Genomic DNA, 20,819 nt, shown 5'->3' with positions numbered 1-20,819 from the left:
GTGGTTCTTGGCAGGGGGTTCAGGGCCTGTTACTGGTGGTACGGCACAGGGCAGGTGGAAGACAGGAGGTTTGATGGAGATGTGTTTCAATGAAAAGGGGCGGCGCATTGGGCAGTTGCATCACCGCGCCAAGCTGACTGACCATGACGTGGATTTGATTTTTGAGTTGCGGGCGCAGGGGCTGTCGCTGTCGCAGATTGCATGCAAGATGGAGTGCGGCAAAACGCAGGTGCATTATATTTTGTCGGGCGAGCGGCGCGGGCAGGCGATTGCCCGCATCCGGCACGTGAAGATGGTGTCGTGACGTTGGGCGGCGGCGTGTCAGCGTGTGTATTCAGGCACGCGCCGCGTTACGGGGTTTACAGGCCGGGGGTGGACGCAGTTGCAGCGTTGAATTGCGCAATGAGCGCACTGGCTGCCTGGGGTGTGAAGGCCAGGTACATGTTGCTGTTTGGTTGTATCTGCCCTTGCCCGATGCGGGTGTGCAGCCATTCGGAGATGAAGTCGGGGGCATAACCGCCGGTGGAAAAGCCGGGGGCCAGGGCGATGATGCCAGGGTAGGCTTGCAGAAACTGCTCTTGTGTGGTGTGCGGGTGGGCTTTGGTGTACAGCCAGAATTGCAGGCCGTACAGCAGGTGCGAGTGTTCATCGGCATGCAGTGCAAAAAAGCCTTTTTGTTGCACGATGGTTTCAGCCAGATGGCGGATGCGCGGTTCGATGTGGTTTATTTCGGTGATGTTTTGGCACAGCGTGGCTAGTAAGGGCGAGAAGGGTGCGTTGCGCACGGTTTGGAGCTGCTCCTGCTGGTATGCCTGGCTGTCGTCAAAAACTTCTTCGTTGACCAGGCCGCGGATGAAGCTGGCAAAGTCGGGCGCCAGCCAGGTGATGCGGTAATCGTCTTCCTGGTCGACGTGCACGACTTCGGGCTCGCCTTGCGGGCCACTCTGGCGGTAGTCGAGAAACACCATGTCGTGCCCGGCCGAGGGGCAGTCGCAAATGGCTATGCCTATGGGCGGGTAGCCCCATTCGTTAATATGAAATTGGCTGCCGAATGCGCCGCCGGTGGCGTAGCGTTTGTCGCACCCGATGCCCAGGATGCCGGTGATGGCGATGTGGTCTTCGGCCCATGAGGTGGCTTCAGTGGTGGGAAAGCAGGTGTTGACGGGGATGCCGCCATTGCGGGTGGCCTGCATGAGTTCAATGTAGGCCGCAGGCAGTTTGTAGCCGAGTTCGTTTTCCAGGCTGGCAATGGTGGCGGCATCGGGGTAGCTGCCAGTGTATTCTTTGGCGGCGTAGTCGCTGTCTTGCCAAAAATGGGTGAGGTCGAAGTTTGGAAAACAGGTGCTCGAGGTGCTTGTCATGGGTTGGCTGGTACTGGCTGGTATTCAGGGCGTCATGAGGCAGTGCAGGCTGGCGGGGTTGATGGTGCCCTGTTCGACAGCAAAGTAAATGGTGGTGGAGAACAGGTCTTCACCGGCGGCATGGGTGATGCGGATGCGGCATTTTTCCTGCAGGCACGCACCGGCAATGATGTTGTCGCCTTTGTACAAATAGGCCAGTTGGGTGGCAAGCAGGTTGCCAAGTGTGGGCTGGCTGACGTCTGCATAGTGGCCATAGCATGAGGATGCAGGGGGGATGACCATGTCGGTATGGCGCAGCAGGATGTTGAGCGCTGGCTCGGTTTGCAGCGGGTCGGGTTGTGCTTCGCTGGCGGCAGGTTGTGCCTGGGCGACGGTGGCTGTCAGCAGCAGGGCGGCCAGCAGGGTATGTATTGTTTTCATCAGCATGTCTCTTGGTGCGTTAAAGAGGGTGTAAAGCGGTGGCTGGAATGGCTGATGATAGCGTATGAAACGGTAACCCCCCTGGTGTAACCGAGAAGGGTGCTGGGGTGTAGCGCGGAAATGGTGGGGTTTATCGGAAAATGCACAGGGTCTGGCCCTTGTGCGACAGTATGTTGACTGTATGCCACAGGGGGCAGTGACAGATGTATGGCACAGGTGAAAAGGAATGCTGATGATGAAGTGTACTCAGTGGTTGCGGCAGATGCTTCTGTGCGGGTGCCTGCTGGTTTGTGCAGCTTTTGGGGTCGCAGCCGGTGTGCTGGAGGATGCACAGGGTGGTGATGTGCAGGCACAGTATGAGATGGGCGAGGCGTATTACTTGGGTAATGGCGTGGCGCAGGATTATCCGGCGGCGTTGGGGTGGTATTTGAAAGCCGCTGAGCAAGGGCATGATGCAGCGCAGTTCAGCGTGGGGGCGATGTATTATGAGGGGCTGGGGATTGCGCAGGATTATGCACAGGCCAGGGTGTGGTTTGAGAAGGCTGCGCAGCGTGGACATATGGATGCGCAGTATTTTCTCGGGTGGCTGTATTACGAGGGGCTGGGAGGGGCGCAGGATGATGCGATGGCAAATGCCTGGTTTGAAGAGGCCGCAGCACAGAATTATGCCGATGCGCAATACATGATGGGAACGATGTATCACGAAGGCAAAGGGGTGGATACAGATTATGTGATGGCGATAGCGTGGCTTGAAAAGGCCGCTGTGCAAGGCCATGCCGATGCGCAGTACAACCTGGGCGTGATGCATTATGAAGGGCTGGGAGTGGAGCCTGATTGCGGCATGGCGTTGCAGTGGTACGAGCAGGCCGCAGACCAGTCGCATGAGATGGCTGAAAACAATATCGGCCTTTTGTACAGGGACGGCTGTGGTGTGGTGCAGGACGATGAAATGGCCTTGGCTTATTTTGAAAGTGCGGCCAGTCGCGATTGTGCGCCGGCCCAGTACAACCTGGGCATGATGTATTACGAGGGAACAGGGGTTACGCAGGATGATGCCGCCGCGCTGGCATGGCTTGAAAAAGCGGCGGCGCAGGGGCTGGCTGAGGCTCAGTACAATCTGGGCGTGATGTACCGTGATGGTCAGGGTGTTGCGCAGGATAACCGCATGGCTGTGCAGTGGTATGAAAAGGCAGCCGCGCAGGGTTTGGCTTATGCGCAGAATAACCTGGGGGCGATGTATCTTAATGGGATTGGTGTTGATAAAGACAGGCAGGCTGCCAGGGCCTGGTTTACCCAGGCGGCACAGCAGGGCGATGCTCAAGCGCAGTACAACCTGAACCTGCTGGATCAGCATCAAGGCGGGTTGCTGCCACGTGAGGTAGCTGTGGTGGTAGGGCCATGGCTGTGGTCAGTTGTGGTGGTGGCGGTGATGCTGGTGTGGTTTATCCGCTTGCGCCGCAAGGCCAAGCACGGGGAATGACCCTGCGAGACCCCGTGAGGGGCATTACAGGGCTGGCCGGGGATGGTTGCGCGAGTGGCTGCGGAAATAGCTGCGGGAATGCTTATCTATAGGGCCGTGCTGGTCGTTTTTATTCGAACCAGTCGTGCAGTACGTTTTGTGCCTTCGTGTTGCCTTGTTCGGCGGCGCGTGTCATCCACAACTGGGCCTGCTGCTGGTTTTGCTGCACGCCCTTTCCATGGTAATACATGTACGATACGTTGAACTGGGCGTCAACATCGCCTTGCTGCGCAGCTTTCAGGTACCAGGAGAAGGCGGTTTCCAGGTTTTGCTGCACGCCTTCACCGCTGTAATACATGTGCGCAACGTTGAATTGGGCGTTGGCGTCGCCCTGTTGCGCGGCTTTCAGGTACCAGGAATGGGCGGTTTCGAGGTTTCGCTCCACGCCTTCGCCGATCTCATACATCATTGCGATGTTGAACTGAGCGGGAGTGTAGTCCTGCTGCGCGGCCTTGAGGTACCAGGAATAGGCATCTGCCAGACTGTGCCCGACACCTTCGCCCTTATGGTACATGCGCGCAACATTGAACTGGGCGTGCGCGTCACCTTGCTGGGCGGCCTTGAGGTACCAGGAGAATGCGGCTTCCAGGTCGCGCGCAATGCCATCGCCCTGATAGTAGTAAATTTCTGCCAGGCTATATTGGGCGTTGACGTGGCCTTGTTCAGCCGCTTTGAGGTACCAACTGGCTGCAGCGGCGTAGTCCTGCTGTATGCCCTGGCCTAAATCGTATTTCCGGCCCAGTTGGTACTGGGCCTGTGCGCTGCCCTGTTCAGCCTGCTGGCGCAGGGCGTTCAGTGGCTGGGCGGCGGCTGGAAATGCCAGGTAAAAACAGGCCATCAATAGCAATGCGAATTTTATGAAAAGGGTGCCTGGCATGGTGTGTGTATGTTTCATCATGGTGATTTGGGGGCTGGCTGCGTGTGTATGCATGTGTATGTATGAACACGTTGTCATGCGAGCCATTGTCAGGCCTGTGCTTTGTTACTGTCAATACCGGTGTCGGGATGGGGAGGCTGGCGGGTCAGAAAAGCGAAGGTGTTTTTGATGTTGGCTGTGGTGTTTACGCTGTCATACAGTGTTATGGTGACATGGCCGCACGCACACGGTTGTGGTGGCCAGTGGCCAGCGAGCAGCAGTCAGCGGGGGGGCAAGCTGTGGCAGAGGGGGCTTTAAAAAAACAGCCGCCGGCTTTGACTTGTGAATTTTTGCAGGTGTCAGGCCGGCGACTGTTGTTGTGACGGTGGTGGTGGCTGTGGCGGTGTGCAGCGGGTTTTTTTATTGAAACCGTTCGCGCAGTATCTGCCGCGCCGGTTTATCGCCCTGGTCGGCAGCGCGGGTAAACCACAGTTTGGCTTGTTCGTGGTCGCGTTTGACGCCTTCACCGGTGTAATACATCTGGCCGACGTTGAACTGGGCATCCACGTGCCCCTGCTCGGCGGCCTTCAGGTACCAGGAGAAGGCGGTCTGCAGGTTTTTGGGGACGCCGTCGCCCTGGTCGTACATGTCGCCCAGGCTGAACTGTGCTTCGGCGTGGCCTTGTTCGGCGGCTTTGCGGTACCAGGCAGCAGCGGAGGTGTAATCCTGTTTAACGCCTTCGCCGTTGTCATACATGTTGCCGACGTTGTACTGGGATTCGGCATGGCCCTGCTCGGCGGCTTTCAGGTACCAGGAGTAGGCGGTTTCGGTGTTTTGTTCGACACCGTCGCCCTGGTCATAGATGTTGCCCAGGTGGTATTGCGCTTCGGCATGGCCTTGTTCGGCAGCTTTAAGATACCAGGTGATGGCGGTGTCGTAATTCTGCGGCACGTCGTCGCCAAAGTCGTACATGCTTCCCAGTTCAAACTGGGCCTGGGCATCACCCTGCTCGGCCTGCTGGCGCAGGGTGTCCAGCGATGGCTGGGCTGTTGCTGGCAGGATCAGACACATGCATGCGATGAGGATGAGCAGCGGGTGCAGCAGATAGGCGATGGGGTTTTGGCGGTGATGTTTCATGCAGTGTTACCTATGATCATGCGATGTGTTTGTGAAAAAAGTCGGGGTTATTTGAGCATATTAAGTGCCTGCCCGGCTTTGGGATGGCCTTGTGCGGCCGCTTTGCCGTACCAGTAGCGCGCCTGCTGCAGGTCTTTGGGAACGCCGCGGGCGGTTTCGTACATTCGGCCCAGATTGTACTGTGCATTGGGGTGGCCCTGTTCAGCGGCTTTGCGGTACCAGGCGGCTGCGGCGGTGTAATCCTGCGGCACGCCCTGGCCGGTGCTGTAAATGGAGCCTAAGGCAAACTGGGCCTGGACAAAGTTTTGTTCAGCGGCTTTGGTGAGCCAGGTGATGCCGGTTTGCAGGTTGCGCGGTGCGCCCTGGCCGGAGAAGTACATGCCGCCCAGGTTGTACTGGGCCATCGGCTCCCCGTGTTCGGCGGCTTTGGTGAGCCAGTTGAGCGCGGCCTGGTGATCCTGTGGTACGCCTTCGCCGCTGTAATAGCTGGTGCCCAGCACGGTCTGGGCCTGAGGCAGCCCTTGCTGGGCGGCTTTGGTGATCCATTGAATGGCCGTGGCGTTGTTTTTTTCGACGCCTTCGCCATCGCGGTACATGATGCCCAGTTCGTACTGTGCCTGCATGTGGTTTTGCTCGGCGGCTTTGAGCAGCCAGTCGTGTGCGGCACGGTAGTCCGTGGTGGTGCCCTGGCCGGTGAAGAGCATACGGCCCAGGTTGTATTGGGCGTCGGCATCGTCCTGGAGTGCAGCTTGGCGAAACCAGTCGAATGCGGTGCGGTCGTTTTGGGTGACGCCGGTTCCTTTTTCATACATGACGCCCAGCATGTTCTGTGCCGGTGCATAGCCTTGCTCGGCTGCTTTGAGAAACCATTGGGCGGCGGCCTGCGGGTTGCTGTCGGGCGTTTGTGTTTCGTAGTATCTCCAGGCCAGTTTGTATTGGGCCTGGACGTCGCCTTGGTCGGCCAGCTCGCGCAGTTCGTCGAGCGGCTGGGCTGTGACGGACAGGCTCAGGCACAGGCCGGTGAATAAGGCGATTAGAAAACGGGGCAGAAGTATGGATGTGTATGGGTGTTTCATGGCGGAGTGTTATCAGGGCTGATGGGGTTTTCAAAAAGTTCTAACAGTGCCTGCTGGGCATCGGCGCTGTTTTGCCGGGCCGCCTGGGTGAACCAGTAGCGCGCCTGCCCGGTGTTGCGGGTGGCGCCTTCACCGCTGGCGTACAGGCAGCCCAGATTGTATTGCGCATCGGCATAACCCTGTTGGGCTGCTTGTGTGTACCAGTAGCATGCCTGTTCAGTGTCGCGGGGAAGGTTTTCACCACTGGCATACAGGCAGCCCAGGTTGTATTGCGCTTGGGCATGGCCCTGTTGGGCCGCTTGTGTGTACCAGTAGCATGCCTGTTCGGTGTTGCGGGTAAGGCCTTCGCCGCTGGCATACATGCAGCCCAGGTTGTACTGCGCATCGGCATAACCTTGCTGGGCCGCCTGCAGGTACCAGTGGGCGGCAGCGGCATGGTCTTGTGCAACGCCTGTTCCAGTGTCGTACATGACGGCCAGTTGGTGCTGGGCGCGTGTAAAGCCTTGCTGTGCCGCCTGTAAAAACCAGTGGATTGCGGTGCCGGGGTTGGGGTCAATGCCTTGGCCGTTTTTGTACATCAGCCCCAGGTTGTATTGGGCATCGGCATTGTTTTGTCTGGCTGCCTGGCGGTACCAGTGGGCAGCCATGGACGGGTTCTGGTTCACGCCCTGGCCGTAAAAATAGGCGGCTCCGAGGTTGTTCTGCGCATCGGCGAGTCCTTGTTGGGCGGCCTGTGTGTACCAGTAAAAGGCTTTGGCGTGGTTTTGTTCAATGCCTTCGCCGTTGGCGTAGCTGTATGCCAGGTCGTGTTGTGCCTGGGCGTGCCCTTGTTCAGCGGCTTTGAGGTACCACTGTGCGGCAAGTTGGTGGTTCTGGCCAACGCCCAGCCCTCTGTCGTAGATGTGTGCAAGGCGGTACTGGGCATGCGCATCGCCTTGTTCAGCCGCCTGGCAGATGGCATGCAGCGCGTCGCCGGCATCAGGCGCATCGGGCATAGCGCATGTAGCCGGTGCCAGCAGGCGCTGGTATATGTTGTATAAGCGGTGCGGTGTCATGGTGTGTGCCTAATGTCTGGAGTCTGTGTGGTTTAGCCATGATGATACTGTATGTGTGCCCAGGTGGGTAGAGGGTTTGGGGTGGCTGCACTAGGCCATGCATGGGGCCGAGACTGCTGTTTTTGTGAGGAAATGGCGGCTTTTTGCTATGGGCGACAGGTATTTGGTTAAACTGGCGGTGTGGGTATCATGGCTGCTGTGTGTATGTTTGCGCAGGGGCGGTCGGGGGCAAGTGCAACAAGCAAGGAGATGGGGCAATGGCAATGAATCAGCCGGTTAATCGGCGGGTATGGGTTCTGGGGGCGCTGGCTGCGGGCGTGGCGCCGTGGCTTGGCGGGTGTGGTTCTGTGCTGCAAGGCGGCACAGCGCTGGCGCGCGGTGATATTCAGGAGCAACTGGCAGCGCTGGAGCGCTCGGCACAGGGGCGGCTGGGTGTGGCTGCGCTGGATATGGCCAGCGGCAGCACGGTGCTGTACCGCAGCGATGAGCGTTTTGCGATGTGCAGCACATTCAAGATGGTGGCGGTGGCGGCGGTGCTGCATTACAGCATGCATGATGACAGCCTGATGGCGCAGCAGATTGTTTATGAAGCGGCTGATCTGGTGTCGTATTCGCCGGTGACGGAAAAGCATGCCGGCAGCGGTATGAGCGTGGCGCAGTTGTGTGCGGCAGCCCTGCAGTACAGTGACAATACGGCGGCCAATCTGCTGGTGCAGTTGGTGGGTGGGCCGCAGGCGGTGACGGCGTTTGCGCGTTCGGTGGGGGATGAGGTGTTCCGGCTGGACCGCTGGGAGCCGGAGCTGAATTCGGCGATTCCGGGCGACGAGCGTGATACGACTTCACCGCTGGCAATGATGCTCAGCACCCGCAAGCTGTTGCTGGGCGATGCGCTGGGTGAAGCGCAGCGTGCCCAGTTGCAGGACTGGATGCGCGGCAATGCCGTGGGCGGCCAGCGCATACGCGCCGGAGTGCCGCCGGGCTGGATTGTGGCCGATAAGACGGGCAGCGGCGCCTATGGTGTGAGTAATGATGTGGGGGTGCTGTGGACGCCGCAGCAAAATCCGCTGGTGCTCGCAGTGTTTTTTACCAGGCTGGTTCCCGATGCGAAGCCTGATGATGCGGTGGTTGCGCAGGCGGCCAGGCTGGTGACGGGGTGGCTGCATACGGCCGTGGCTTAATTAAACTTAAACGGCGGGGGCGGCTGCGTGGCAGCGTTTGCGGACCTGGCGGATTGGCCAGGGTGAGGAAGTAGATGGCGTCAAAAGTGGCGTTGGCCGCGGAGGTAGTATCAGCCGATGTTTTCAACCGAGGGAGCATCAAGTACGCGGCAGTTGAGGTGGTTGTCGTAGTAGATGCAGTCGTTCAGAAATTCATCAATGGTGCTGGCGTGGAACCAGGCCAGCCCGATTTCGGGGTTGCACAGAGCATCGGTTTGTTCAGCCAGGCTGAGGAGCCCGAAGTTTTCAATTTCCATCTGGGTTGCCAGTTCCTGCGGGTTGCCGCAACCGATGTACATGTTGTGGTCAAGGCTGGCGATATGGCCCTGGTAGCGGCCATGCAGAATTTCAACGAAGGGGCTGCCGCCTTTGTCTTCACCGATCGGGAAGAAATAGGGGGCCAGCAGGTCGCCGGGGTTGTAGCAGTCGCGCAGGTCATAATAGGTTTCGCCGGTGTCCAGACCATACAGTGTGCGCAGGTATGGGCCTGTTTCTTCTGTGTCTGATGGCACTAGGCTGGGGTGTGTGCCATTGTAGTCGTCCAGCAGGTCCAGGTCGGCGCCGTTTTGTGTCAGCAGGTAATGGGCATAGGCATTGCTGAAGCCGGCGTTGCGTTGCAGCTCTCTGACGCTTTCCGGCTCAGGCAAACGGTAACCTAAGTTATTGGGAAAATTGAGTTTTTGCATGTATTTTCCTGCGGTGTGAAAAGGCTTCAGGCGAAGTGGGTGAATGTGGTGCCCTGATGTGTTGAGACTGTAGCGGCTAAGCACAGGGCTGTCAAAGTGTTGTCTGTGCGGGAGGTGGTATCTGCTGGTGTGGCACCTGGCAGGTGCTGTGCAGTGCGGCGGGTCATTGGGCGTGAAATGGGGCGGCCTGTGTACAATTGCGGTTATGGAAAATGAACACCGGGAACGGGATTGCGAACGGGAGCGACGGACTGCGGTTTTGCACTGTATTGTGAAGCGGCGGTGGCAACCGGGCGGGTACACTGGGTATGACCGTGTATGCCCGCAGGCGTGTGTGACGTGTGACGGTGAATGGATGTGAAGCCAGTAAGGGCGGGGGTGTATGAGCAAGGGTGAAAGTGCAAAGAAGGGCCGGCGTGTCCGTATTGGTGTTGCGGCAGATAAGGCGGCAGGTGCAGATTTGCTTGATGCTGAGGTGAACGCTCAGGCTGAGAACACGGCTGACAGCCCGCAGGGCAGCGCAGACCTGGGGGGTGCGGTTGTTAAAGGTGGCGATGTGCGTGTTGGTACGGCCGCGCAGGCTGAAGTGCAGCCCGAAGGGGCATCCAAGGCGCAGTCAAAAGTGCCGAAAAAAGTGTCACAAAAAGGTTCTGGCGCCCCGGGGGCTGGAAAGCAGGGTAAACGCCCGGCGGCGAATGTTTCGGTCGGCAAGAAGAAAAAGGGCCGGCGCTCGAAAGCCGGGCAGTATAACCGGGGCGTGCTGGTGGCGACTGGCGCGGCGATTGTGGTGGTGCTGCTGTTGATGGTGGCATTGGCCGCGATGATGGGCGAGAAGCCGCCCGCTGCGGTGAATGCACCGGTTGAGCAAGCCGTGCAGGCTGGGGAGTCCGGGGAGGCGCTGGAAGGGGCTGAAACGGCGCCGCAGCCAGAGCAATCACCACAACAGCAGACAGGGCAACAGATAGATCAGCAGACAGAACAGGGGCCAGACCGGCAGGAGTCTGTTATTCAGCCGCATGAAGGGCTGGTGCAGCAGGGTGGCGTGCCGGAAGTGATGCAGCAGGAGCAGGATGCGCAGGAGCCGGAAGTGGTGCAGGAGCCCGCACCTGCACAGGACATGACGGAGGTGTTTGGCCTGAAGCTGGGGCAGCCTTTGGCGTTGCCAGCGTGTGTGCCGGCGGAGGTGCGCCGCATTCCCGGGGTGCCGGATGAGGAGTTCAAGGAACTGGTGCGCCGCATTTATGCCGAGCCGATGGTGATGTGTGTGCGCCGTGATGTCGGGCAGGGGCTGGTGAATGGGGTGTCGCATGAGCAGGTGATGGTTTTTTTCCCTGTAGGGGCACAGCCTTCGATGGGGGATTTTCACTGGGCGTTCGGTTATCTGGATGATGCGGGCCGGCTGATGAAGGTGCTGTTCCAGGCGCGGGCGGATTCGCAGCAGGTGGTGATGCAGCGGCTACGGCTGATGCTGGGCGCGCCGCAGCGGGTGGAGATGGATACGGTGGATACGGCACGCGTGAAGTCGGCTTTCTGGGATAAGGGGGGGCTGACGGTGCTGTATGCCGAAGAGGGCCGGCTGGACCGGCACGGCGTGGTGACGGTTCTGGCCAAGTGATATGAATAAGCATGACGCCTTGGCGTGCGGCCAGTGTGGCGTTGCTTTGCAGGCGTTTCAAGAGGGCTCATGCCAGGGGGTGCGTTGCCTGCAGTGCGGCTGGTCGGCCGTGACTTCCTGTATTGAAGGGATTGTGCTGGATGAAACGGTGTATGCTGTTCATGTGCTGAATGGCAGCTTTCAAAATGTGCAGCACATCAGGGTGATTGCCGCTGTGGCGTCGGTTAATTTTTTGGCAGCGAAAGATTTGCTCCGACAGGAACGCCCTGTTGTGTTTGAGGGGGCGGCCCGGGATGTGAAAAGGGTACGTGATATGCTGGCTGCGCAGGGGATTGAGAGCATGATACGGCCGGATTTCAACTGGTGAGCAGATGTTGCAGGCGGCTGCCGCGGATCAGTTCAAATTGAGAGGGAAGGTGCGGATATGTCGATAGAGTTTTTGCTCACGACGTTGCTGATTGTGGTGTCTCCGGGCGTGGGGGTGATTTATACACTGGCCGCCGGCCTGGCACATGGGAGCAGGGTCAGTTTGGCGGCCGCTTTGGGATGCACGCTGGGGATTGTGCCGCATCTGACAGCGGCCATGCTGGGATTGGCGGCCGTGATGCACACGAGTGCGCTGGTGTTTAATGCTGTGAAGTTTGCCGGTGTGGTTTACCTGCTGTATATGGCCTGGGGCATGCTGAAGGGGAAAGGGGCATTGAGTGCCAGCAGCCTGCAGCGGCCAGTGGCGCAGCAGGCAGCGCCGTCGTACCGGCGGGTGGTGGGTCATGGTATTTTGGCCAATGTGCTTAATCCCAAGCTGTCTGTTTTTTTTCTGGCGTTTTTGCCGCAGTTCATTAGCGTGCAGGACGCGTATCCTTTATGGCGCATGGCGGAGTTATCGGGTGTTTTCATGCTGATGACGCTGGTGGTGTTTTGCGCTTATGGTGTTTTTGCCGCAGCCATGCGTGACCGGGTTCTGAGCCGACCGCATGTGCTGGCATGGCTGCAGCGCAGTTTTGCGGCGGCGTTTGGTCTGTTGGCGGCCAGGCTGGCGCTGACTGAGCGGTGAGAGGGTACTGAGAGATCACTGAGAAAGCACTGAGAAAGCACTGAGAGGTTGGCAGGTGTTGGCGGCGTTCACATGACATGCTGCCACAAGCGTAGCATGCCCGGATGGCAAGTCAAAAGAAGTCAACCAGAGTTTCCCGCAAGCCCACGGTGTTTCATGCTGCACTGGCAGATGTGATTTGTGAACGTCTGTCGCTGGGTGAGAGCCTGAATGTAATTTGCAGCGAAAGTGGCATGCCTGCCCGCGCCACGGTGTACCGCTGGCTGGAGGAGCAGACGGCTTTTGCCGCGCAGTATGCGCGTGCGCGTGAGCGGCAGGCGGAGTTTTTTCTGGATTTGATTGTGGATGAAACGAGCGCGATTGACGCCAGCACCAGTGTGTCGGTGCAGGCGGCCAAGTTGCGCATTGATACGCTCAAGTGGATGATTGGCAAGCTGCTGCCGCGCAAGTACGGCGAGCGCGTGGCCGTGGGCGGCGCCGAGGAGTTGCCCGCCATCAAGTCAGAGGCCTCGGTGGCGCTGGAGCCGGGGGTGGCGTATTTGAAGATGATTGGCCGGGTGTAGGTCTTCCGCTTTCAGCCTTCCGTCTGCAAGGCTTTCTGGCGGGTTGCAGGGGAATCGGGTGCACCAGGGCGCAAGGCACGGGAGAGCATAAAGCACAAAGCATAGGGCTCAGGCGGCTTTTTGTGCCAGGCTGTTCTGGTGCGCGATGATGGGTGGTGGTATCAGGTCGAACATGGCCTGAAAGCGCGGGTGCACCGGCACGCCTTCGTAGTAGAAGTGGTGCTGGTCGTAAGCGATCAGGTATTTGGCCTGTCCGGCTTTTTCCAGGCTGACCAAGTGCGCGGTGTAGCCGTCGGCACCCTCGATCGGTTTGCCGTGGTAATAGAGGTTGTTTTCGCTGGTGTAGTAAGCACTGCTGGGATAGCTATGGGTGATGAGTTGCCGGTCCAATGAATAGATTTTTTTGGTGAGCGGGCGAAAGGCGTTCGGGTGTGCTTTTCGCACACGCTGGCCCAGGTGGTAGACGTGGTGTTCGTCAAACGCGTACATGCGCAGGTAGCCGATGGTTTCGGGAAAGTCGAAAAAGCCGAAGCTTGCGGGGTTTTTGCTTTTGATGGTTTTGATGTTGTGCCTGCCTTTGTCAAAAAAGCAGTAGAGCTGGTTTTTGTCTTGCCCCCAGGCGCATTCGCCGCCGTGATAGTAGACAAAGCTTTCGGGGTCGGCGCCGGGCACGGGCTGGTTGCCGAACCAGACGGTGCGGTCGTCTTTGGCCATCAGGTTGTTGAGCCGGTGCCAGCAGCCGTACTGGGTGATGGTGCGGGTGAGTTCGGCGCTGATGGTGCGGTCTTTGAGCGGCTGGAAATGCTGCACATGGGCCGTTTTCAGGCGCAGCCGGAGCTCCAGCGGCTTGGTGTAGAAGACCTGGTTGTTTTCGATCTGGTACATAAAGTGTTCTCCAAAGATGTTGCTGGCATTCTAGGCAGGGGCTGTGGCGGCAGCCGGCTGTTTTTTGTGGCGTATCAGGCTGTGATACCGGTGGGCCGACGGAGTGATACTTTGGCCGGTGTGTACCAGGCAGGGCAGGTGAGATAAACCTCAAAATATGAATGGGTTCGAGGCGCAGGGCGCGCTGGAGTTTGATTTTTTTTTCATACCAGATCAGCCGGTTGGATTTTGAACAGCAGTTGTTCGGGAGAAAAAGTTTTTATAATTTTGCGAGAAACCGCTTGAGCGATGCCGTTGCATCGCTGTCAAAAGATGAATGAGAAGAAGCGCGGTTGGTGTGTGATGTAGCAGGCTGTCGCACGTGGCTGACCGGGGCCGGATGGTGTTGCCGGAATTTCAGGGCGTTGTTTGCTGTAAGGCAGTTCGGGGGCAGGCCGTGCAGGTCTGGACCCTCAGGGGCTGCTGTGCTGATGGCACAAGAATAGCTACAGCCAGCAGGGCAAAAAATTCTGGCAAAGGAGGAGACATGATCGATCCGGATTTGATAACGGCAGTCAATCGCAGGCTGGCACAGCACCAGAAATGGCTGAGGGATAAAACGGACGGGCAGCGTGCCAGTCTGGCAGAGTTGAATCTGAGCGGGTACGACTTGCATGGCATGGATTTGCGTGAGGCCGATTTGAGCCGTGCGGTGCTGGACAGTACCGATCTGGATGAGGCGGATTTGAAGGGGTGTGACCTCAGCGGGGCACGGCTGCGCCATGCGAGGCTGGAAAAGGCGTGTCTGCGGGAGGCTGATCTGTACCAGGCGGATTTGACGGGGGCTAAATTATGCGGTGCGGATTTGCGTGAGACGGATTTGCGCCAAACGCGTTTATATCAGGCGGATCTGAGTGAAGCTAATCTGCAGGAGCTCAAGCTGCGGGGCATAAGGCTGAGTGGCGTGCAGCTTTATGGTGCCAATTTGTGCATGGCGGATTTGCAGCGGGCAGATTTGCATGAGTGCCGTATGCGCAATGTGAATTTGAATGGTGCGAATCTGTACCAGGCCAATTTGCATGATGCCGAGCTGAGTTTTGCCAAGCTGCGTGATGCCAATTTGTACGGTGCCAATCTGAGGGGTGCATATTTGGACCGGGCCGACCTGCGGGCAGCGCAATTGTGCCGTGCGGATCTGAGTGCGGCCAGGCTGGAAGATGCAGATTTGCGTGGCGCCAATCTGAGTGAGGCGGTGTTGTGGGGTGCTGATCTGACCGGTGTGAATTTGCAGGGCGCCAGCCTGTCAGGGCTGAAGCTGGGCAATGGCCGGGAGGTGATGACGGTCCAGATGCGGTGCTGCCAGGTGGTGTATACCGCCGAGGTGATGGTGATGCAGTGCAAGCAGTATCCGCTGGCGCAGTGGTGGGCGTTTGATGATGCCGATATAGCCGCTTTGCTCACAGATGACGGGCTGGCCTGGTGGCTGGTGTATAAGCCTTTGTTAAAGGCGTGGATTGCTGCCAATCCGGCGGTCGCCACAGGCCATGAAGGTGAACAAGCGCTTGCAACCGAGGGTTGCACGCTGGCGCAGGATTAGGCCGGAATAAGCTGGAATAAGCCGGATTCGCCGGGCTGGCCAATTCAGCCTGCCGTGCCGTTGATGCGCTTGCCCTGGGGTGAAGGCCGTGGCTGGTTGCTGGGGCAGCCTGGTTCGGATATGCCTGGTTATGCAGCGCTTTGTAAAAGTGGAGTGCTGTTATAAACTTGGGGCCACGTATTGAGCCGTTTAACGGAGGGTAATTTCGATGTCAGGGTTCTTTTTTAGAATAGCGGCGACAGTGGCTGCAATGGCTTGGGCGTTGTGCGCAGTGGCTGCACCGCAGGAAGGGCCGGATGCGCCGTCCATGGCAGCGACTGAAATGTTGCCTCAGGTTGAGCAGATCATGCATCCGCAGCGGCCGCAGCGGGATTTTTTGCTGCAGGATGTGTATGTGGGGCTGTTTGCGCTGGATGTGCCTGCGGACATGGACTATATGGCCATTGGCGCGGATGTGATGCTGAATAATTATGATTATCTGGAACAGGCGCTGGCGGCCGGCGGCGGACCGACGCGCGATCAGTATGACGTGCCGGAAAATCATTATCAGGACGGGGAACCGCTGAAATTAAACATACAGGTGGACGGGAAGGATTTTGTGTTTGCCTGCAGGTGGCTGGATGTGGATGACTGCGTGGCGCAAACGGTTGCGCGCAAGGCCGATGTGGCGGCATTGATTGAGCGCAACGGGGCGTTGCTACAGCGTTATGTGGCGATTCAGCGGTTGCCGAACTATGGTGGTTATTTTTATCGGGTAATCGACCGTTTACCCAGTTACCATTACGCCTTGCGGCTTTCTGAGTTGCGGCTGGCGCAGGCGCTGGTTGCGCTGGATGCAGGCGATGCGGATACGGCTTTTGCGTTGTTGCAGGCTGAGGCGGATTTTGCCCGGCGCATGCTGGTTCAGGAAAAAACGCTGATCGGGAAGATGGTTGCGATCAATGAGGTTTATACGGTTTACCATACGCTCAGTGTGCTGCTGGACAGCCCGCAGATGCGGCCTTATCTGCACGATGAGCGGTTGCAGGCGCTCATTGCGCCGTTGAGTGTAGATGAGCAGAAAGCGATGGTGGAGGGGTTTGCGGGGGAGCGCAATTTCATGATGTATACCCTGTGGCTGTATAACGTGGGTGTGGAGGAGGAGTTGGCGCAGGGGCCTCAAGGTGTGGTGAACTGGCTGGTGGTTCAGGCCAGCTATGATCCGGAGGCTTCGGAGAATCTGATTTTTCTGACCATGCAGCCGATGCTGGACCGGGCGGCTTTGAGTATGGATGAGGTGGCCGATTTGTATGCCCGCGATGAGCTGCCTGCGCCGGGGCAAGCACGCCGTGCTGTTTTTGATGCGCAGATGGCGCTGCAAAATGAGCGCCGGCAAAACGGTGAGCTGGTGCCGTCGAACTGGCTTGTCGAACAGGGGATTGGAGATACGCTGGATACGTTTGATGTGTATCTGAACCGTTTTTATGATGTGCACAGTTATCTGATGCTGGTGCATACTAAGTATCAGTTGGTGAGCGCGGGTGTACGTGCGGCGCAGGCCGATGCGTTTATGCGCGATACGGCGCTGCGGGCGTATCACCCGATTACGCGTGAGCCGTTTGTCTGGGATGCCCAGGCGCAGACGCTGAGTACCGCGTGGATTGCGCAGCAGCTTCCGACCGGGGCCAGGGGTAGTAACCAGAATCCTGATCCGATGCTCAGGAATGCGGTGCATTTGCGCCTGGCGGACCAGTGATGCCATGGTCGTGATGCGATGGGTGGATTGGCTGCGTTTGCAGTAGGGGATGTGGATGATGAAGGATGACCCGTATGATGTGATTTGCCCGGCTTGCGGGCAGATGGCGCAGTTTCATGAGCCGTTTGTGTTTTTGAACCGCACGCCGAAAAAGGATGAGCAACATCTATACCACCAGTGGGGTGGCTGGTATGTGATGGAGCGGTTCCCGCATTTGCTGCGGTGGACGCCACCGCAAAGTTCTTCTGACCAGGTTTTGCGCGGTGCTGGCGATGACAAGCCGGGTTACCAGAGGTGGCACAAGGGTGTGGTGTTGTGTTCGCATTGTCACGATAACCGTGTGCATGTGCTGTCATGGCCGGAGGATGCGTGGTGGCGATGGGAGGTTCGCGGCAGGTTGCTGTATGCGCGCAACCGTCAAGACGCGTTGCGGATCCTGGCGTTTGTGCGCCAGAAATTACGGCCTAAAAGGTGGTTTCGCAGTAGCCTGGGACATGTGCCGACGCATTTCCTGACCGAGCAGGTGCGCGATGAGGTGGTGAGCAGGATGCAGCGGTCTTTGCTGGGCAGCTAGGGGCGCCCGGCCTGTTGCCGACCTGCACCATGGATGGCGGGAGACGCGGTGCTGATGGCGGCATCATGCCACCGCGTGTGGGTTTGGCTTAGGTTCTGGCTCAGCGGTAATGGGGCCGTGAATTGTGCTGTGAAGGTGGCCGCGATGAGGAGCGGTTTGATTTGCAGAAGGTCATGACTTCTCTTTTTTCGAGGCTGGTTTCTGTATAGCATACGATGCCGTTGCTGCCGATGATGGTGTTGCCTTCGCGCGTGTAGACGGTGCCGTTGGAACCCCACAGGCTGCTGCCCCTGAGCTGATAGATAATGTTGTTGCTGGCGTAGATGGTGTCGCCGTTGATGCGGTAGACTTCGCCATAGTTGGTGTAGATGTTGCGGCCTTTGATCTGGATGGCTGAGCCGTCTGAGCCGACGACTGCGTCGTTGTTGCGGTAGTAGGTGACGTCTGATTTGCCGCGGATGGCGGCCAGAAAGTCGGTAAAGTCTGCTGCTGACGCGCTGCCGATGCAAAGGCTGAGTATGCTCAAGGCCAACAGTATTTTTTTCATGGTCTTTTCCCCAGTTTTTGGTTTTTTGATTTGGTTGTTAGTTTATCTGAATCGGTTTAATGGCCTGTTACATCCGGGTAAAGTTTTGTAAAACGGATGGTGTTGCATGGATTCCGTAGCCATGTTATGTGTCTGAGAGAATCCGGCGTTGTACCAATGCTGTGAGCAGCGTTGCGTGTGGGGTTGTGCGCGGGCCTGTCAGACGGGATTGGGGCGGTATACGGGCAAGGCATAAGGTATACAACAGGCGATATCACCGGCGTGACTGCTGGGCGCGGTACGGCGCAGCAGTGCAAGGGGATAAATCATTCAGTTTTTTGGGCGCGGTTTTTGCGGGCCGGCTTTGGTATGGCGCGTGTGTGTGGCAGGCTGTGCAGCGGGTGTTGTTGCGGACGGTGTTACGGGTGCTGCGTCATGGGCGAAAGCGGGCCGGGCAAAGGTGAGCAGGCTCAGGCGTTCGCGCAGGAATGCGATGAAGCGCTGTGTTTTGGCGGGCAGCAGGCGGGTTTCGGTGAGCGCGTAGACGGGCACGGGTGTGCCCTGCCACTGGGGCAGGATGTGGCGCAGTTGTCCGCTGGCGAGGTCTTCGGTAACGACTTCTGCGGGCAGCATGATGATGCCCATGTCGAGTGTGGCCAGGCGGCGCAGCATGCCGACGTTGTTGATGGCAAAGCGGCTGTGGATAGGGATTTCCACGGTCTGGTCCGCGTTGTGCAGGGTCCATGTGCTGACTTTGGGAAAGTGCAGGCAGTCGTGCTGCTCAAGCTCGTGCGGGTGGGTGGGCTCGCCGTGGTGTTCCAGATAGCGCGACGTGGCGTAGAGGTGGCTGGACAGGCGGGTGAGCTGGCGTGCGATGAGGCTGGAGTCGGGCGGCTCGCCGATACGGATGGCGACATCGACCGGGTCGCTCACGAGGTCGGCGCGGCGCGGGGTGAGGTCAAATTCAAAACGGATGCCGGGGTACAGGCGGGCAAATTCGGCAATGAGCGGGGTGAGGAAAACGCTGGCAAAGTCGACCGGCAGCGACGCGCGCAGGGTGCCGCTGGGCTGTGCAAGCAGGTCGCCAAGCTGTTCGTGCGCCAGGCGGGCTTCGTGGACAATGCGTTTGCAGCGATCGTAGTAGATTTGCCCGGTTTCGGTGAGTTCGATTTTGCGGGTGGTGCGGTGTAATAGGCGCAGGCCGATGGCCTGCTCAAGCGCCTTGATGCGCCGTGACAGGGTGGAGTTGGGCACACCGGTGATTTCAGCAGCGCGGCGAAAGCTCATGGCGTTGACGACTTCGACAAACAGGGCCATGTCATTGAGGAGTTCCATGGATGATGCTCCGTTTTATTGCGCCATAAATGAAATAATATTTTCCATTTTACCGTCTTTATTCCATTTTCATATTTATTGACAATAAAACCATGGTTCAGTCAATACAGTAAAGGATTAAAAAGATGAGTAAGTTATTCACCCCCGTTCAGATGGGCGGCCGCTATACGCAGCCTAACCGCCTGGTGATAACGGCCTGATGGGATGAACGGTGTTTGTGTGTTGATGGTTGATGCAGGCGGGGGCGGTATGTTTTCGTCTGCTGGAGAGGAGAATGATCATGAGTTGCGAAAAATTGGATGCAGGCAATGCGGCCATGTTGTTGATTGACCACCAGGTGGGCACGATGGGCTGGGTGAAGTCGATTGGATTTGAAGAGCTGAAGCGCAATGCGCTGATGCTGGCGCAGGCCGCGCGGATTCTCAAGCTGCCGGTGGTGCTGACTTCGAGCATGGAGGATTATGTGCAGGGGCCTTTACTGAGCGAGCTGGAGACGATTTTGCCGCAGGCGTTTGCCGCACGTATCCGGCGGCGCGGGATTGTGAATGCGATGGAGGATGAAAGCTTTGCCAGTGCGGTCCAGGCAACCGGGCGCAGAAAGCTGATTATTGCCGGGGTGACCAATGATGTGTGTACGGTGTATCCGGCGCTGAGCCTGGTGCGTGATGGTTATGAGGTGCAGGTGGTGGCTGATGCCGGTGGCTCCCCAACGAAGATGGCAGATGACATTGCATTGCGGCGCATGGAGCGCGGTGGCGTGACGCTGACCAGTACCAACCAGTTGATTGCCGAGCTGGCCGGCAGCTGGAGCACGCCTGAAGGCGGAGAGCTGGTGCAGGTGATGATGGGGGCGCTGCAGGGCGGATAGTTCAGCGCAGTTCATCTGGACCGCTGATGCGGTGGAAAAGCCTTTCGTCTTTGGGCGGAGGGCTTTTTTGTGTGGCTGTGTGGCGGTGGAATTACGCGGATGCTAGTCCCAGTAGGTTCTTGTTTTGTATGCGGGGATTGTGTTTCTTTGGTAGGGGTTTATATGAAACCGTGCTTTGTCTTTTAAAGGGTATTCATTTGCAGCAGAAAAAGCCTGCTGAACCGCCTCATGAAATGCCGGGAGATCCTTTGCTAACAGGCGTTCAATGTCTTTATGGTAAAAGCTGTATGAACAGTAATCGACGCTGAGCCAGTACAGAGCATTTTGGTGGAAAAAACTGTAATTGCGATAGGTTGACCTGCCGTTTAAGTAGAATGATTGCGGGCCGTACAGCAGATAGCTGTCGTTTTCTGCGTCTATCATCCAGTTGCGGTTGCTGAGTATGGAGGACTCGCTTTGTTCGAGGATGTCTGAGCGTTCGGGGCTTTTTGCAATTGCGTCCTGATATTTTTTCTCTCTTGTCTGTTCTTTTTCAAGCCATTCGTGCATGAATTCTTCTCTGTAGGATAGGCAGTTGGCATTTTGATGCATGTGCGTTTGCAGGTCGGTGATGATACGCGCCCAATTTTTTGGCTGTATTTTTTCCATGACATAAGGCATTAGATTTCTCCTGGCTGTGGTTTGATTTTATCCGGGGTTCCCGTTGTTGCGGCTATCTGTTTTTTTGAATGATGTGCTCATGTTCACATAAAGTGTTGCAG

At 57.9% G+C, this 20,819-nt stretch carries 23 protein-coding genes; 12 read left to right on the top strand and 11 right to left on the bottom strand.

The features are described from left to right. The first annotated feature begins 79 nt into the window (after positions 1–79). Positions 80–304 (top strand): hypothetical protein, encoded by a 225-nt coding sequence (locus AACY98_RS10235; protein WP_148113754.1) that lies wholly within the window; start codon positions 80–82, stop codon positions 302–304. A gap of 55 nt (positions 305–359) precedes the next feature. On the opposite strand, the gene AACY98_RS10230 is transcribed toward AACY98_RS10235, so the two are convergent. Both AACY98_RS10230 and AACY98_RS10225 read right to left on the bottom strand, forming a co-directional pair. Further along, positions 360–1,361 carry an SMI1/KNR4 family protein gene (locus tag AACY98_RS10230; protein ID WP_339804746.1) on the bottom strand — a complete coding sequence of 334 codons (1,002 nt, stop codon included), beginning with the start codon at positions 1,359–1,361 and terminating at the stop codon, positions 360–362. Between the two features lie 24 nt (positions 1,362–1,385). Continuing rightward, complete coding sequence (locus tag AACY98_RS10225; protein ID WP_339804745.1) at positions 1,386–1,781, bottom strand: hypothetical protein; 396 nt, start codon at positions 1,779–1,781, stop codon at positions 1,386–1,388. 232 nt (positions 1,782–2,013) lie between these two features. Between AACY98_RS10225 and AACY98_RS10220 the strand changes: the two genes are divergently transcribed. Further along, the gene (locus AACY98_RS10220) at positions 2,014–3,261 is read left to right on the top strand and encodes an SEL1-like repeat protein (protein ID WP_339804743.1); all 1,248 of its coding nucleotides are present in this window, start codon (positions 2,014–2,016) and stop codon (positions 3,259–3,261) included. Positions 3,262–3,370: 109 nt separating this feature from the next. Here AACY98_RS10220 and AACY98_RS10215 read toward each other — a convergent pair whose 3' ends face one another. Beyond that, entirely contained in the window at positions 3,371–4,138 is a 768-nt protein-coding gene (locus tag AACY98_RS10215; protein WP_339804742.1) for a tetratricopeptide repeat protein, read from the bottom strand. 101 nt (positions 4,139–4,239) lie between these two features. Here AACY98_RS10215 and AACY98_RS10210 point away from each other — a divergent pair, with 101 nt between their 5' ends. After that, complete coding sequence (locus AACY98_RS10210; protein WP_339804740.1) at positions 4,240–4,539, top strand: hypothetical protein; 300 nt, start codon at positions 4,240–4,242, stop codon at positions 4,537–4,539. A 37-nt stretch (positions 4,540–4,576) separates the two neighbouring features. On the opposite strand, the gene AACY98_RS10205 is transcribed toward AACY98_RS10210, so the two are convergent. From AACY98_RS10205 to AACY98_RS10195, 3 genes are read right to left on the bottom strand one after another with little or no spacing between them, the layout of a single operon-like run. Next, the gene (locus tag AACY98_RS10205; protein ID WP_339804739.1) at positions 4,577–5,293 is read right to left on the bottom strand and encodes a tetratricopeptide repeat protein; all 717 of its coding nucleotides are present in this window, start codon (positions 5,291–5,293) and stop codon (positions 4,577–4,579) included. A 47-nt stretch (positions 5,294–5,340) separates the two neighbouring features. Beyond that, positions 5,341–6,369: an SEL1-like repeat protein gene (locus AACY98_RS10200; protein WP_339804737.1), complete on the bottom strand. Its 1,029-nt coding sequence runs from the start codon at positions 6,367–6,369 to the stop codon at positions 5,341–5,343. Then, positions 6,366–7,424 carry a tetratricopeptide repeat protein gene (locus AACY98_RS10195; RefSeq protein WP_339804736.1) on the bottom strand — a complete coding sequence of 353 codons (1,059 nt, stop codon included), beginning with the start codon at positions 7,422–7,424 and terminating at the stop codon, positions 6,366–6,368. The genes AACY98_RS10200 and AACY98_RS10195 overlap by 4 nt, the downstream gene beginning before the upstream one ends. Before the next feature lie 263 nt (positions 7,425–7,687). Here AACY98_RS10195 and bla point away from each other — a divergent pair, with 263 nt between their 5' ends. Beyond that, positions 7,688–8,602 carry a class A beta-lactamase gene (gene bla, locus AACY98_RS10190; protein WP_339804909.1) on the top strand — a complete coding sequence of 305 codons (915 nt, stop codon included), beginning with the start codon at positions 7,688–7,690 and terminating at the stop codon, positions 8,600–8,602. A gap of 110 nt (positions 8,603–8,712) precedes the next feature. Here bla and AACY98_RS10185 read toward each other — a convergent pair whose 3' ends face one another. Beyond that, complete coding sequence (locus AACY98_RS10185; RefSeq protein WP_339804734.1) at positions 8,713–9,327, bottom strand: hypothetical protein; 615 nt, start codon at positions 9,325–9,327, stop codon at positions 8,713–8,715. A gap of 382 nt (positions 9,328–9,709) precedes the next feature. Here AACY98_RS10185 and AACY98_RS10180 point away from each other — a divergent pair, with 382 nt between their 5' ends. From AACY98_RS10180 to AACY98_RS10165, 4 genes are all read left to right on the top strand, one after another. Beyond that, positions 9,710–10,942: a hypothetical protein gene (locus AACY98_RS10180; protein ID WP_339804732.1), complete on the top strand. Its 1,233-nt coding sequence runs from the start codon at positions 9,710–9,712 to the stop codon at positions 10,940–10,942. Between the two features lies 1 nt (position 10,943). Then, a complete protein-coding gene (locus tag AACY98_RS10175) occupies positions 10,944–11,309 on the top strand; it encodes a hypothetical protein (RefSeq protein WP_339804731.1) in 366 nt (121 codons plus the stop codon). A 57-nt stretch (positions 11,310–11,366) separates the two neighbouring features. Further along, a complete protein-coding gene (locus AACY98_RS10170) occupies positions 11,367–11,996 on the top strand; it encodes a LysE family translocator (protein WP_339804729.1) in 630 nt (209 codons plus the stop codon). A gap of 104 nt (positions 11,997–12,100) precedes the next feature. Then, on the top strand, positions 12,101–12,559 hold the full coding sequence (locus AACY98_RS10165) for a hypothetical protein (RefSeq protein WP_339804727.1): 459 nt from the start codon (positions 12,101–12,103) through the stop codon (positions 12,557–12,559). A 108-nt stretch (positions 12,560–12,667) separates the two neighbouring features. On the opposite strand, the gene AACY98_RS10160 is transcribed toward AACY98_RS10165, so the two are convergent. Then, entirely contained in the window at positions 12,668–13,444 is a 777-nt protein-coding gene (locus AACY98_RS10160; RefSeq protein ID WP_126980036.1) for a DKNYY domain-containing protein, read from the bottom strand. Between the two features lie 526 nt (positions 13,445–13,970). On the opposite strand from AACY98_RS10160, the gene AACY98_RS10155 reads away from it, so the two are divergent. The 3 genes from AACY98_RS10155 (at position 13,971) to AACY98_RS10145 (ending at position 17,329) form a co-directional block, all read left to right on the top strand. After that, positions 13,971–15,020 carry a pentapeptide repeat-containing protein gene (locus tag AACY98_RS10155; protein WP_339804726.1) on the top strand — a complete coding sequence of 350 codons (1,050 nt, stop codon included), beginning with the start codon at positions 13,971–13,973 and terminating at the stop codon, positions 15,018–15,020. Between the two features lie 250 nt (positions 15,021–15,270). Next, positions 15,271–16,755, top strand: coding sequence for a hypothetical protein (locus tag AACY98_RS10150; RefSeq protein ID WP_339804724.1), 1,485 nt, complete (start codon positions 15,271–15,273; stop codon positions 16,753–16,755). A 55-nt stretch (positions 16,756–16,810) separates the two neighbouring features. Beyond that, positions 16,811–17,329 (top strand): hypothetical protein, encoded by a 519-nt coding sequence (locus AACY98_RS10145; RefSeq protein WP_339804723.1) that lies wholly within the window; start codon positions 16,811–16,813, stop codon positions 17,327–17,329. Between the two features lie 100 nt (positions 17,330–17,429). Here AACY98_RS10145 and AACY98_RS10140 read toward each other — a convergent pair whose 3' ends face one another. Next, a complete protein-coding gene (locus AACY98_RS10140) occupies positions 17,430–17,876 on the bottom strand; it encodes a hypothetical protein (protein ID WP_126980040.1) in 447 nt (148 codons plus the stop codon). A 309-nt stretch (positions 17,877–18,185) separates the two neighbouring features. Further along, entirely contained in the window at positions 18,186–19,190 is a 1,005-nt protein-coding gene (locus AACY98_RS10135; protein ID WP_339804720.1) for a LysR family transcriptional regulator, read from the bottom strand. A gap of 280 nt (positions 19,191–19,470) precedes the next feature. On the opposite strand from AACY98_RS10135, the gene AACY98_RS10130 reads away from it, so the two are divergent. Continuing rightward, positions 19,471–20,058 (top strand): isochorismatase family protein, encoded by a 588-nt coding sequence (locus AACY98_RS10130; protein ID WP_339804718.1) that lies wholly within the window; start codon positions 19,471–19,473, stop codon positions 20,056–20,058. A 102-nt stretch (positions 20,059–20,160) separates the two neighbouring features. On the opposite strand, the gene AACY98_RS10125 is transcribed toward AACY98_RS10130, so the two are convergent. After that, entirely contained in the window at positions 20,161–20,718 is a 558-nt protein-coding gene (locus tag AACY98_RS10125) for a hypothetical protein (protein ID WP_339804716.1), read from the bottom strand. Between the last annotated feature and the right edge of the window lie 101 nt (positions 20,719–20,819).

The organism is Saezia sanguinis (assembly GCF_963921665.1).
Taxonomy (GTDB): Bacteria; Pseudomonadota; Gammaproteobacteria; order Burkholderiales; family Burkholderiaceae_C; genus Saezia; species Saezia sanguinis.
This window is presented reverse-complemented; position numbering and strand designations above follow the sequence as displayed.